Annotated in this window: 12 protein-coding genes; 8 read left to right on the top strand and 4 right to left on the bottom strand. The window is 52.9% G+C overall.

Going from position 1 to position 13,531, the window contains the following annotated elements:
- Positions 1 to 65: 65 nt before the first annotated feature.
- The gene (gene dnaK, locus TH468_RS06225) at positions 66 to 1,979 is read right to left on the bottom strand and encodes a molecular chaperone DnaK (protein ID WP_085642683.1); all 1,914 of its coding nucleotides are present in this window, start codon (positions 1,977 to 1,979) and stop codon (positions 66 to 68) included.
- Positions 1,980 to 2,352: 373 nt separating this feature from the next.
- The gene (locus tag TH468_RS06230) at positions 2,353 to 2,853 is read right to left on the bottom strand and encodes a DUF2244 domain-containing protein (RefSeq protein WP_168177091.1); all 501 of its coding nucleotides are present in this window, start codon (positions 2,851 to 2,853) and stop codon (positions 2,353 to 2,355) included.
- Positions 2,854 to 3,066: 213 nt separating this feature from the next.
- Between TH468_RS06230 and nth the strand changes: the two genes are divergently transcribed.
- On the top strand, positions 3,067 to 3,708 hold the full coding sequence (nth, locus tag TH468_RS06240; protein WP_210402229.1) for an endonuclease III: 642 nt from the start codon (positions 3,067 to 3,069) through the stop codon (positions 3,706 to 3,708).
- Positions 3,709 to 3,756: 48 nt separating this feature from the next.
- Here nth and TH468_RS06245 read toward each other — a convergent pair whose 3' ends face one another.
- Positions 3,757 to 5,202, bottom strand: a complete 1,446-nt coding sequence (locus TH468_RS06245) for a penicillin-binding protein activator (protein WP_085642686.1) — start codon at positions 5,200 to 5,202, stop codon at positions 3,757 to 3,759.
- Here TH468_RS06245 and rsmI point away from each other — a divergent pair.
- Both rsmI and TH468_RS06255 read left to right on the top strand, forming a co-directional pair.
- Complete coding sequence (rsmI, locus tag TH468_RS06250) at positions 5,124 to 6,128, top strand: 16S rRNA (cytidine(1402)-2'-O)-methyltransferase (protein WP_371268724.1); 1,005 nt, start codon at positions 5,124 to 5,126, stop codon at positions 6,126 to 6,128. The two genes, TH468_RS06245 and rsmI, sit on opposite strands and share 79 nt — an antisense overlap.
- Positions 6,129 to 6,130: 2 nt before the next feature.
- Complete coding sequence (locus TH468_RS06255; RefSeq protein ID WP_085642688.1) at positions 6,131 to 6,514, top strand: YraN family protein; 384 nt, start codon at positions 6,131 to 6,133, stop codon at positions 6,512 to 6,514.
- An 8-nt stretch (positions 6,515 to 6,522) separates the two neighbouring features.
- Here the strand turns inward: TH468_RS06255 and TH468_RS06260 are convergent, their stop codons facing one another.
- The gene (locus TH468_RS06260) at positions 6,523 to 6,930 is read right to left on the bottom strand and encodes a DUF2000 family protein (RefSeq protein WP_085642689.1); all 408 of its coding nucleotides are present in this window, start codon (positions 6,928 to 6,930) and stop codon (positions 6,523 to 6,525) included.
- Positions 6,931 to 6,979: 49 nt separating this feature from the next.
- On the opposite strand from TH468_RS06260, the gene TH468_RS06265 reads away from it, so the two are divergent.
- The 5 genes from TH468_RS06265 to typA all read left to right on the top strand — a co-directional run bounded on the left by TH468_RS06265 (position 6,980) and on the right by typA (position 13,465).
- Positions 6,980 to 7,843, top strand: coding sequence for an AraC family transcriptional regulator (locus TH468_RS06265; protein WP_085642690.1), 864 nt, complete (start codon positions 6,980 to 6,982; stop codon positions 7,841 to 7,843).
- A gap of 96 nt (positions 7,844 to 7,939) precedes the next feature.
- Positions 7,940 to 8,596, top strand: coding sequence for a BON domain-containing protein (locus TH468_RS06270; RefSeq protein ID WP_085642691.1), 657 nt, complete (start codon positions 7,940 to 7,942; stop codon positions 8,594 to 8,596).
- 104 nt (positions 8,597 to 8,700) lie between these two features.
- Positions 8,701 to 9,612, top strand: a complete 912-nt coding sequence (locus tag TH468_RS06275; protein ID WP_085642692.1) for a SirB1 family protein — start codon at positions 8,701 to 8,703, stop codon at positions 9,610 to 9,612.
- 618 nt (positions 9,613 to 10,230) lie between these two features.
- Positions 10,231 to 11,220 carry an adenosine kinase gene (locus tag TH468_RS06280; protein ID WP_085642693.1) on the top strand — a complete coding sequence of 330 codons (990 nt, stop codon included), beginning with the start codon at positions 10,231 to 10,233 and terminating at the stop codon, positions 11,218 to 11,220.
- Between the two features lie 424 nt (positions 11,221 to 11,644).
- A complete protein-coding gene (gene typA / locus TH468_RS06285) occupies positions 11,645 to 13,465 on the top strand; it encodes a translational GTPase TypA (protein ID WP_085643013.1) in 1,821 nt (606 codons plus the stop codon).
- Positions 13,466 to 13,531 lie beyond the last annotated feature (66 nt).

The raw sequence follows: 13,531 nt of genomic DNA on the forward strand, positions 1-13,531 counted from the left end.
TCTGCGTCCGGAACGGCCCGATTTTTATTTACAGGGCGTCGTTCAAGACGACCTCTGCGGTCGCCTTACTTGTCTTTTTTGCTGTCATCGACTTCTTCGAAGTCGGCATCAACAACACCGTCATCGGCCTGTGCGGATGCGCCAGCAGATTCTCCTTCGCCACCTTCTTCGGCCTGCTGTGCCTGATACATGGCTTCGCCAAGTTTCATTGCAGCCTGCTGAAGTTCGTTGACCTTCGCGGTGATTGCTTCCGGATCTTCGCCGTCCTTCGCTTCTTTAAGCGCAGAAAGAGCGTCTTCGATCATCGATTTCGCACCGGCATCAACCTTGTCACCGTGTTCGGCAAGGTTTTTCTCGGTCGAATGAATGACGGCTTCCGCCTGGTTACGGGCTTCGACAAGCGCTTTGCGCTTTTTGTCGGATTCCGCATTGGCTTCGGCATCCTTGACCATTTTTTCGATCTCGTCATCGCCAAGACCACCAGATGCCTGAATACGGATCTGCTGTTCTTTGTTAGTCGCCTTGTCTTTGGCAGACACGTTGACGATACCGTTGGCATCAATGTCAAAGGTCACTTCGATCTGCGGAACCCCACGCGGTGCCGGCGGGATACCGACCAGATCAAACTGGCCAAGCATCTTGTTGTCGGCAGCCATTTCACGTTCGCCCTGGAAGACGCGGATGGTCACGGCCGTCTGGTTGTCTTCAGCGGTCGAGAAGGTCTGCGACTTACGGGTCGGGATCGTGGTGTTACGGTCGATCAGACGGGTGAACACGCCGCCAAGGGTTTCAATACCCAGCGACAGAGGGGTCACGTCAAGCAGAAGAACGTCTTTGACGTCGCCCTGCAGAACGCCACCCTGAATTGCTGCACCAAGGGCAACAACTTCGTCCGGGTTTACACCTTTGTGCGGCTCACGGCCGAAGAACTCTTTAACGCGTTCCTGAACCTTCGGCATACGGGTCATGCCGCCAACCAGGATAACATCGTCGATTTCGCCTGCAGTAATGCCAGCATCTTTAAGCGCGGCCTTACACGGGGTCATGGTGCGTTCGATCAGATCACCAACCAGACCTTCAAGCTTCGCACGCGACAGCTTGATGTTGAGGTGTTTCGGACCAGATGCATCAGCCGTGATGAACGGCAGGTTGACGTCGGTCTGCATCGACGAGGAAAGCTCGATCTTGGCTTTCTCTGCGGCTTCTTTCAGACGCTGCAGGGCCAGACGATCTTTGCGCAGGTCGATCTGCTGTTCTTTTTTGAACTCATCAGCAAGATAGTCAATGATCTGTTTGTCGAAGTCTTCACCACCAAGGAAAGTATCGCCGTTGGTTGACTTAACTTCAAACACACCGTCGCCGATTTCCAGAACCGAGACGTCAAAGGTACCGCCACCAAGGTCATAAACGACCACGGTGCCACCATCTTTCTTGTCCAGACCATAAGCCAGTGCTGCTGCAGTCGGCTCGTTGATGATACGCTTTACTTCAAGACCGGCAATTTTACCGGCATCCTTGGTTGCCTGACGCTGGCTGTCGTTGAAATATGCCGGAACGGTAATAACGGCTTCGGTTACCGGTTCACCCAGATGGGCTTCTGCGGTTTCCTTCATTTTCTGAAGCACCATGGCTGCGATCTGGCTCGGTGCCATTTTCTCGCCATTGACTTCAACCCATGCATCACCATTGTCACCCGCGACAATTTTGTACGGGACAAGGTCTTTGTCTTTTTCGACTTCTGGGTCACCATAACGACGACCGATCAGACGTTTAATCGCAAACAGGGTGTTTTCCGGGTTGGTCACTGCCTGGCGTTTCGCAGGCTGACCGACAAGGCGCTCACCGTCATTGGTGAATGCGACCATCGACGGAGTGGTACGGGCACCTTCGCTGTTCTCGATCACGCGGCCTTCTTTGCCGTCCATGACTGCGACGCAGGAGTTGGTGGTGCCAAGGTCGATACCGATAATCTTGCCCATAGTAAGTTCCTCTTTTAGCGGCCGGTCCGTCCCGCAGCCTTCACGATCTAAGCGCTGCGCAGGACCTCCTGGGACCAATGGTTGTAATAGTCTCAAAATTCGTGGGGTAATTACCCCGCGCACCTATATATGAAAGTCATCAAAAACTCGCAAGCGGTGAAAACGGGGAATCTCGGGTGAATTTTACTCTGAAACGTGTATTTCGGTGTCCTGAACCGGTTCCAACACCGTTTCCACGACCGAAATTACATCTTTTCCAGATGTTTGCACGGACAAGGTTAATGAAATTCGTGGGAAGCATATCGGGGTTGCCGACACAGCAAAACCAGTCAAAGAATCTTGAGAGCCCGCTTCAAACCTCGACTTTCACTAATCACACTGCACGAGGATCGGGACTGCATCGAGCCTGACGCAGCAGACGATCAAGCTTCCCGGCAAGATCGGTCTTTTCTTCCACACCCAGAAATCCCGCAATCTCGAAACGCTTTCCATGCGATCGCAAATAAAGTTCGCATTGGTCATCATCACCCCGTTCAAGCACCACCTGAAGCCAATAGGGTTGAAAATCAAATTCCTGTCGCGTCCCGCGCGCCGAAATTCTGGTGACCCGCAAATTGCCGTGACGCAATTCAATCCGCTCCTCCGCCCGTGCTGCACGGAAACTGAAATAAAAGGCAAGCGACAATAATATCACGTCAACACCAAGAAAGCCGATCACCGGCCACGCCCCGACCAACCAGAAAATAAGACCGATAATCGATGTGACACATGCCATCGCAATAACGATATTGCGTGCCGCTCGCCTGCCGAGCGAACGCGGCGGATGCAGATTAACCCGAAATATCGGCTTTTCTGTTCTTGGTACGGCTGGCATGGCTATCAACCGGTTTGCGGCATTTCCAATGTTTCAATTCTGGAACGCTTCCAGATCCGTCGCAATCAAAATTCGACCTTTGCAAAGCAGCCGTTTATATATGCTGATAGCAGGAGATCAGATCAGGAATGCGGAAAGTCAACCCTCCCTTATCCCGGAAATGACCGCAAAAATGCGGCATCAACACAGAGACTAAAATCCATGTCCCGCCCGATGAGCAAAACCGCCATAGAAGAATTTTTTCAGCGCCTTTCGGATGCCGACCCGGAACCTAAGGGGGAGCTGGATTACACCAATCCCTATACGCTTCTGGTCGCTGTCGCACTGTCAGCGCAGGCAACAGATGTTGGTGTCAACAAGGCCACCAAAAAGCTGTTCCAGATCGTCGAAACCCCGCAGGACATGCTAGACCTTGGCGAAGAAGCCCTGATCGAACACATCAAAACCATTGGGCTCTATCGCGGCAAGGCCAAGAATGTCATGGCTGCTGCACGCATTCTTGTTGAAAAACATGGTGGGATCGTCCCCAACGATCAGGATGCGCTTGAAGAATTGCCCGGCGTTGGTCGCAAAACAGCCAATGTTGTCCGCAACATTGCGTGGGGCGAACCCACTATGGCTGTTGATACCCATATTTTCCGGCTCGGCAACCGGACGGGAATGGCAAACGGCAAAAACGTGCTTGCTGTTGAAAAGGGTCTTTTGAAAAAGGTCCCGTCACGTTTCATGACCCATGCCCATCACTGGCTGATCCTGCATGGTCGTTATATTTGCAAGGCACGCAAACCACGCTGTGGTGACTGCATCGTCAATGACCTGTGTAATTACAAAGACAAAACACCCGCCGAAGCATAATCCGGCGGGTGTTTGAGAGCGTTGCAGCAGTCTCCAAATCCGAACAGATCAGAAAACCTGATCGAATGCAGCAGGTGCCGGTGCGACAACCTTTGCGCCATCAGGCTGGATTTGCATAACTGCATAGCCACGTTCCGAACGTCCCTGAGCCGTCAGACGGAAAATACCATCCACCCCGACAAACCCGTTCGGGTTAGTAACAGCTTCGCGGGTCATCTGACCGGAATCGCGCGACAGCACGGCAGCTAGGGCTGCACTGTCATAGGCAAGGCTTGAAATACGCGGGGGTTGTTCACCAAAGGTCCGCTGGAAGCGATCCGAGAACAGTTTCCAGTTTTCGGGATCCGGTGCAGCAAAAATGCCGCCCTTAAGTGCTGGCTCGGAAAACAGGCCCGGATCATTCCAGCCGAATGTCCCGATAAACTGAACCTGCGCGCCATCGACATCAAAATAGGCCAACAGCGCAGAAACCTGACGAAGCTCGCCACCGGTTGCTGGCAGGATCAGCGCATCAAAATCAAGTTCACCAAGTGTATCGACACCTTCCAAACGCTTCAAAGCACGTTGGGATGCTGCCGAACCATCGGCCTGCAATTCGCGTTTACGTGCCCGCAAGTTTGCCCGTCTGGCATCATAATTGGCAAAATCACGAATTGTCTGTTCCAGATTTTCCGACCCCGGTGCATAGAACGCGACCCGGCCAAGGCTGCCGCCGACACGTGAAACAACACCCTGCAATGCGCCTGCGATCTGGCGCCCATAGTCGTTTTGCGGCAGCAGGGCTGCAAATCGGTATTTACCCTGTGTTGTTGCATAGCCAGCAGCACGCGCGATCTGGTCTTCGGGGACAAAGCCGTTAACCCAGACACCGCTTTCAGCAACCCGCTGATTGTTCGAAAATGCGATTACCGGAACACCGGCGGCCTTAGCGATTTCACTGGCACCGCTAACCGATTCAGCAAAAAGCGGACCAAGAATCATCTTTGCCCCGGCATTGATCGCCTGATGGGCTGCGGCCTGCCCACCCTGATAAGTTCCTGCCGTGTCAATCGGCATCAGGACGAAATCGTCACCGGCAACATCAAACATTGCAAGTTCGGCCGCATGGCGCATCGCCCGGCCAAGCTCCTCGTTTGGCCCGGAAAGCGGCAGCAGAAGTGCAACGCGCTTTTCATTTAATGCCGCTTCATCGTTATAAAGCGTCAGAATCTCCTGACCCTCTCCCTCTGGTAGGGCGGCATCGCCCGGCCAAGGGTTGGCATCCGTAATAAGCCCCTGATCGGGGGCTCTGGTCGGATCGTTTGCAGGGTTATTTGCCTTTTCCACAGGCGCCCCATCCCGTTGCATGCCCAACAGGTCCGTGATACTCGTGGTCGCGTTACATGCCGCAAGCCCCAGCGAAAGGACCACCACAGATGCCGTCCGGCGCGCGACCCGGCACCATGCCGAATTCCCGTCCTGATTCTGCAACGGATGACGTTTCGGAAAACCCACTCTCACCTCCCGATAGCTCGTTTCGCACGCAGGGTAATGCGCGCGACGGATCAAGTAAACCAGATGAACGACACTTGCCACTTTCATCAGCTCTTTATCTTGTCGCCACTCCAATCGGTAATTTGGGCGATATTACGTTCCGTGCGCTCGATATCCTCAAACGTGCCGATATTATCCTGTGTGAAGACACCAGAACGTCGGGCAAGTTATTGTCGCGATATGGCGTAAAAACCAAACGGATCGCCTATCACGAACATAACGCCGCCAAAATGCGCCCCGAAATCATGGAACGCCTTGGCAAGGGACAGGGGCTTGCGCTGATTTCGGATGCCGGAACGCCCCTGATCAACGATCCCGGCTACAAACTGGTCCGTGATTGCAAGGCAGAAGGCTTCAATGTCACTGCTGCCCCCGGTGCCTCGTCACCGATTGTGGCTCTTATTTTATCGGGGCTTCCCAGTGACCATTTCTTTTATGCTGGCTTCCTGCCCCCCAAGACATCAGCACGCAAAAAGGAACTGGCACGATTTTCGAGCATCCCCGGAAGCCTGATCTTTCTTGAGAGTCCCAAACGACTGGCAAGCAGTCTTGCCGATATGGCTGAAATGCTGGGCGAAACGCGCGAAGCAGCCGTCACTCGCGAACTGACAAAAATGTTTGAGGAAGTTCGAACCGGAACACTTGGCAATCTGGCGGCTCATTATTCAGCCGAAGGCACGCCCAAGGGCGAAATCATTGTTGTTGTCGGGCCGCAGAATGAACAGGACGCCGAACCCGACGCCGATGACATTGATGCGCGCCTGACCGAACTTCTGAAAACCCTGCGTACCAAAGAAGCCGCCGATCAGTTGGCCAAGGAAACCGGCCTTAAAAAGCGTGATCTTTATAATCGAGCGCTTGAACTTTCCAAACCATCCGGGGGATAGCCATGAAATCCGCCCGGACAACAAGTGACACAGGCCGATATGACCGTCGCAAGGCCGAGCTGGCCGGTAGACGTGCAGAATGGTTATGCGCAATGTGGCTTCGGCTATGCGGTTATCGTATTCTCCAAACCCGGTATCGCTGCCCGGTCGGCGAAATCGATATCATCGTCAAAAAAGGCGATCTGATCGCCGCAATCGAAGTCAAAAATCGCGCTAACCTCGACGATGCGCTGCATGCTTTGCGCCCCAAACAGCAACAACGCATTGCCCGCGCTCTTTCAAAATTCGCCTCAAACATAGGGCATCATGGCGATTTGCGTTTTGACATCATAGCCGTACGGAACGGCTGGCGTATCAGGCATTTGAAAAACGCCTGGACGCTGTGATCAGATAATCATGGATGCATCTTTGCGCCCTTGATGATTTTGTCAGTCACCCGTTTTTCCGCGCGCAAAGCAATTCCGACCGCTTTGGCATCCTCTGGCGAAAATTGCCCGAAAGCATCGCGATTGGCTTCGTCATGACCGGTTGAAAACATCTCTTCGACATAAAGAGATGTGGTTACCCCACGCTCAAGGGCACGGCGGTGAATCTTTGCCATTGTCACGGCATCAGCCGACAGAACGATCGCAGGTTGGCGGAACAAGGGGTTATAGATATTATTGTCACGGTCTTTATAGGGTTCCCCGATGATTTCGGGAAACTGGGCGACAATACCGCTCATTAAAAATGCCGTCACATTCAGCGATTGCCAATTTTCGAGATCATTGCGAAGAACAATGGCGACTTTGGTATCAAACATTTGCACATCCGTTGATTTTCAGGTTCGGGAGGTTATCGGGAAAACCGTAATGCTGGATTCTTTAAACCAAACCCCATCTGACGGTCTTGAACGTTTGTGCAAACCGCGCGAGCACTTCATTTCTGCGGCCCCGCTGCCGGGGATCGAGCGAATGGAAGCCCTTTTCTTTGGTAATATGTTTGCCCCCCATCGTCACGATACCTATGCGCTGGGCATCACCATGCAGGGCGTTCAGACCTTCAACTATCGCGGCTCCTCCTGTGCCAGTCAGCCCGGTAATGTGATCATCCTTCACCCCGACGAGGTCCATGACGGAGGTGCAGGAACCGAGGACGGTTTGCGCTATCGCATGCTTTATCTCGAACCATCACTGCTACGGCAGGGCCTTGGCACGGATACGGCTTCCCTGCCCTTTGTTTCTGATCCCGTCATTGCCGACTCGCAGTTGGCCGCAACACTTGCCTCGGTGCTCGCCCATCTTGATGAAGATGTTGATCCGCTTCTGATAGATCAATTTATCTCTGACATCGCCACCGGCCTTGCGCGTCACGCCAAAAACTCAATGAAACCGATTGGCTTTCTGGCGTTGGAACGCATGGAACGGGCCAGACAATATCTTGAGGACAACTTTGATCGCCCGGTACAGTCCGCCGAGCTTGAAGAGGTCACAGGGCTTGATAGATATCGTCTTATCCGTCAATTCCGTGCCTGTTTTGGGACAACACCCTATCGTTATCTGATGATGCGTCGCCTGCAAAAAGCGCGTACCCTTATCAGTCTTCGCCAGCCGCTGGTCGATATTGCGGGCGATACCGGATTTGCTGATCAAAGCCATCTTAATCGGCATTTCAAACGTGCATTTGGTATCACACCCGGCCGTTGGGCCGAACTCACATGCGAAAAAAGTCATTAATCGGTCAAACCGCGCTTCGAGTTTAAAACTCCTTAACCGGCTGCGCTCATATTGGCAGTTGAGACGACGGGGGAACGCGGGGCGAGAAACCGATAGATGACATTGCTGTCACGCACATTGCGACGGTCAAAGGGCCGTGTTGTTAAAGTCAGGAATTATATTGCGCAGGCAGGACCCGTTCTGGTGATCCTTGCTTTTATGCCACTTGCGGGATGCACGTCTCTTGCAGTGGGTGCAGGTGCAACTGCCGGTGTGGCCGCCCTACAAGAACGCGGATTTGGCGGCGCGGTCAGCGATACCGCAATCACGGCCGAGATCTGGCAGAAGTTCCTGACCGAAGATGAAAACCTGTTTCGCCGGATCGAAATCGAAGTGGTTGAGGGTGAAGTTCTGCTTGCCGGGACAGTCGATAATACCGACAGCGAACTTAAAGCGGTCGAGTTGGCCTGGCAGGTCAATGGCGTAAACCGCGTCATTAACGAAATCAATGTTGGTCAAGGCAGCAGTTTAATGGACAGCGCCAGTGATCTTTTGATCACGACCCGCATCAAAACCGCACTGATGTTTGACACAGACGTCTATGCGATTAACTACAGTGTCGAAACCATCAATGGTACCGTCCATATCATGGGAATCGCGCAAAGCGAACGTGAGCGCAACCTTGTCATCGCTCACGCGCGCGGCACCAGTTATGTCAGGCGAGTTGTCAGTCATGTAAGACTGAAGGATGACCCCCAACGTCAGAGGACCTAAGCATTATTATTGATCGGGAAAAGGACATCACCGCAAATGATCGCCAATGGCTTACCGATTACGGTAAAGGCCAATATCCCGATGCAACTGTTGCAGAAGCCGCATTGCACTTTGCGCGCCTGAATGACCCCGGCCGGGATATCGCCCCCTATATCGATTTGCTGGAAGTCATTTCCGACGATGTCCGAAAACGGATTGCCACCCTGTCTGTGCAAACAGACAACGAAGATCAGAACCATGCCGCCATCGATCTTATCGTGCAAGCCATGCAGGATATTATCCCCGGTTACTATCAGTTTCAGGGCGATGCGGAAAATTACGACGATATCGCGAATGCGGATCTGATGTCGGTCATTGATCGTAAGCGCGGTCTGCCTGTGGCACTCGCCTTGCTTTACGTGCATGTTGCCAAACGTTGCCAGATAGAGATCACGGGCATCGATTTTCCTGGTCACTTTCTGCTGCGTCTGCAATCCGGGGGGGCGCGAAGAATGATCGATCCCTTCCATGGCGGCATCACATTGGGTTCTGCCGAGTTACGCGAGTTGTTGAAGGCGTTTCAGGGGCTAGATGCAGAACTGCAACCCGCTCATTATCGTGAAGCATCTGATATTGCAATATTGTTACGACTTCAAAACAATATAAAGGTTAGGGCCCTTCGGCGGGGTGAACTGGCCCTTGCCGCGCGTGTGATTGAAAACAGCTTGCTGATTGCACCTGACCATGATGGGCTTTGGCATCAGCTCGGTGCGCTTCACGCCCGCCTGCACGAAGATGCAAAAGCACTCCATGCCTTCACCCGGTTCGTTGAACTGTGTAAGGACCCGATGCATCGGGTCCGCATAAGTGCTGTTGTCGAAGAACTGCGTGATCGCCTCGGTCATCAATCTTCTGACCGCAAGAATGACACGCGCGACGTGCCAAATTCAGATGCGCCAGTGCAGCTATATCCGATCCGGTCGCAAAACACTGATCACAAAAATCCCTCGGACAATCCTGATTCCGGTCAACCCTGAACTCCTCAGTAGTGTCAAGGCACGGGGAAGCCACTTCAGACTTAACCGCTATTTTTCCTAGAATAAGATTGATTAAATGTTACTATATTATAATTTTTAGGAATTTTATATATATCTAGATGAAGACATACCAGTCTGTTTGAATTTTAACACATCTCTTATCTTTGCTAATTTCATAATTAAGATAAATAAAACGATCTTATAGTCAGATTTGTGAGTGACAACAGAGCGCTAAAGACATCACATCGGCAAACAATAGGTAAAGAGCCCTCATCATGTCTTGGAGGAGTCACAAATCGCGGTTTTCTGCGCATCGTGGAATCGGCGACCAGGGTGCGACGAATCAATTTCCGACAATCGCAAAAAAATCTCGGTCAACAAAGATGGAATTGATTTCGGAAAGCCACGTGAAAAACTACGGATGCAGTTTCTCACGTCCTTAACACAGGGTTAAAAGACCGGACGCGAAACGGTCGCGATGCTTGCACCACGATTTTCATTCTCTATACTCCCGCTCCAGATCATCCGACCCATATAAGGCGATGGCAGCCAAGCACTATGACTTGCCGAACCTTAACTGTCGGGAAATACCGAAAAAAGCTTAGGAAATTCAAGTCAATGAGTGACACCAAATTCGACGTCGTCGGAATCGGCAATGCCATTGTCGACGTTCTTTCTCACTGCAAGGAAGAAGACCTTGGCCGTTTGAACCTTGTAAAGAACGCCATGACTCTGATCGACGCCGAAACCGCCGACAGTCTTTACGCCCAAATGGGCCCAGGTCTTGAAATGTCCGGTGGATCCGCTGGCAATACCATGGCGGGGATTGCGGCTCTTGGCGGCAAAGGTGCTTATATTGGCAAAGTGCGTAACGATCAGCTGGGTGAGGTTTTCCGCCACGATATCCGTGCCATCGGCGTTTCCTTTAATTCGACCCCGGCAACAAGCGGCTCCCCAACGGCGCGCTGCCTGATTTTCGTGACACCGGATGGTCATCGTACCATGAATACCTTCCTTGGTGCCTGCACGGAGCTTGGCCCGGATGATATCGATGCCGAACTAATCGCATCGGCCAAGGTCACCTACATGGAAGGATATCTTTGGGATCGCCCCGAAGCGAAGGAAGCTTTCATCAAGGCCGCACAGGTCGCGCACGATGCCGGACGACAGGTTTCGATCAGCCTGTCCGATTCCTTTTGTGTCGACCGTCATCGTGAATCATTCCGCGATCTGGTCCATAATCATATCGACGTACTGTTTGCCAACGAAGACGAGATCAAATCGCTTTATGAGGTCGACACCTTCGAAGAAGCCCTGGCGGAAGTCCGTAAACACTGCAAAGTCGCAGCCCTGACCCGCAGTGAAAAAGGTTCGGTCATTGTATCGGATGACGAAGTCATACAGGTTGATGCCGAACCGGTTGCCCAGGTGATTGACACCACCGGCGCAGGTGATCTTTTCGCATCGGGCTTCCTTTCTGGCTACACACGTGGCGATAGTCTTGCGACATGTGGTCGCCTTGGCTCGATTTGTGCTGCCGAAGTGATTTCGCATATGGGCGCACGCCCCGATGCAGACCTTAAGGAACTGGTTGCGAAGACTCTTTGACCCTTCGCCATGGTCTCACGATAAAATTCACGGGATGGCAACATTTGGTTGCCGTCCCGTTTCTTTTGTACCAATCGCCGGTATTCTGCCGTTTTGCAATGCACACAAAGATTGACTTTCTCCAGTTAATAGCGCAAGAACCCGGCATTGCATAAAAATCAACCCCGCATGGCATGCACAAGGCTGGTCATTCGCCTCGACATTGGCTATGACAGGGCGGCTTCCGAGCCAAACTGCAATTTGTCTTTTGGACCAGTAAACATTCAGCATGTGCAGTGCTGCGCTAATGCGCGGGTTTGAACTTGCCGACCGGGCAACACCGGTCCTGCGGCAGCTGAATATCTACTGGCCTTGAAACTTTTACTGACCGATGCGCAAGGGATGTATCCCGGCGCGCGGCATTTTTATTCTGGAGTCCGCGCCAATGAACTTGCGCAATATCGCCATTATCGCACACGTCGACCATGGCAAAACCACCCTCGTCGACGCGATGTTCCGTCAATCTGGTGTTTATCGTGACAACCAGCGTGTTGATGAACGCGCCATGGACAGTAACGATCTGGAACGCGAACGCGGCATCACCATCATGGCAAAGCCGACCGCAATTCAGTGGGGCGATACACGTATCAATATCGTCGATACCCCGGGCCACGCCGATTTCGGTGGTGAAGTCGAACGTATCCTGTCGATGGTTGACGGTGTTGTTCTGCTGGTTGACTCGGCCGAAGGCCCGATGCCACAGACTAAATTCGTTCTGGGTAAAGCCCTGAAACTCGGCCTGAAGCCAATCGTGATCATCAACAAGATCGACCGCCCGGACCAGCGCGCAGAAGAAGTTCTCGACGAGATATTTGATCTGTTCGTGTCGCTTGAAGCCAATGACGAACAGCTTGATTTCCCGGTTCTGTATGCCTCCGGTCGTGATGGCTGGGCTGCCGAGGCACCGGAAGGCCCGAAAGAAAACCTGACACCGCTGATGAACCTGGTTCTGAACTATGTGCCGGCACCGAAGGTAGAAGTTGACGCGCCCTTCGCAATGATTGCGACCATGCTGCATGCTGACAACTTCCTTGGCCGTATCCTGACTGGCCGTGTCGCACAGGGCCGCGCAAAACTTAACATGCCGGTCAAGGTTCTTCGTGGTGATGGCACTGTCGAAACCGGTCGTCTTTCGAAATTGATGGGTTTCCGTGGACTTGATCGTGTCCCGCAGGAAGAAGCTGTTGCAGGTGACATCATCGCGATTGCCGGTCTGACCGACGCAACCGTTGCCGACACCATCTGCGCACCGGAAGTCACCAGTGCAATTTCAAGCCAGCCGATTGATCCGCCGACCCTTGCCATGACTTTCTCGGTCAACAACTCTCCGCTTGCTGGGCAGGAAGGCGACAAGGTTACATCGCGCATGATCCGTGCCCGTCTGGAACGCGAAGTCGAAGGCAACATTGCCATTCAGCTGTCGGAAACTGCGGATAAGGACGCCTTTGAAGTTGCCGGTCGTGGCGAACTTCAGCTTGGCGTTCTGATCGAAACCATGCGTCGCGAAGGTTACGAACTGTCGATCTCGCGTCCGCGCGTTCTGATCAAGGAAATCGACGGCGTCCTGTCCGAGCCGTTCGAAGAAGTCCAGGTCGACGTGGACGAAGAATTTGCCGGTGCCGTCGTTGAAAAGATGAGCCTGCGCAAGGCCGAAATGACCGACATGCGCTCAAGCGGTGGCGGCAAGACCCGTATCATGTTCTTGGCACCGTCGCGTGGCCTGATCGGTTATCATGGCGAATTCCTGACCGATACCCGCGGTACCGGTGTGATGAACCGTGTGTTCCATTCCTATGGTCCGGTCAAAGGTTCGATTGCAGGTCGTCGTAATGGTGTTCTGATTTCGAACGATCAGGGCGATGCGGTTGCCTATGCCCTTTGGGGTCTGGAAGATCGCGGTTCGATGTTCATCAATCCGGGCGAACGTGTCTATGAAGGCATGATCATCGGCGAACACAACCGTAACAACGACCTTGAAGTTAACATTCTCAAGGGCAAAAAACTGACCAACGTCCGCGCATCAGGCAAGGATGATGCCATCACCCTGACCCCGCCGCGTCGTATGTCGCTTGAAGAAGCGCTGGCTTATATCCAGAACGACGAACTGGTCGAAGTTACCCCGCAAAGCATCCGTATTCGCAAGCTGCACCTCGACCCGAACGTGCGCAAACGCGAAAGCCGCAAAGCGGAATCCGAAACCGTTTAAACTGGTTTGGATCGTGATTTAGAAGGGTCGCCTGCTTGGGCGGCCCTTATACATTGAGAGGCACGA

Source organism: Thalassospira sp. MCCC 1A03138 (assembly GCF_002115785.1).
Classification (GTDB): domain Bacteria; phylum Pseudomonadota; class Alphaproteobacteria; order Rhodospirillales; family Thalassospiraceae; genus Thalassospira.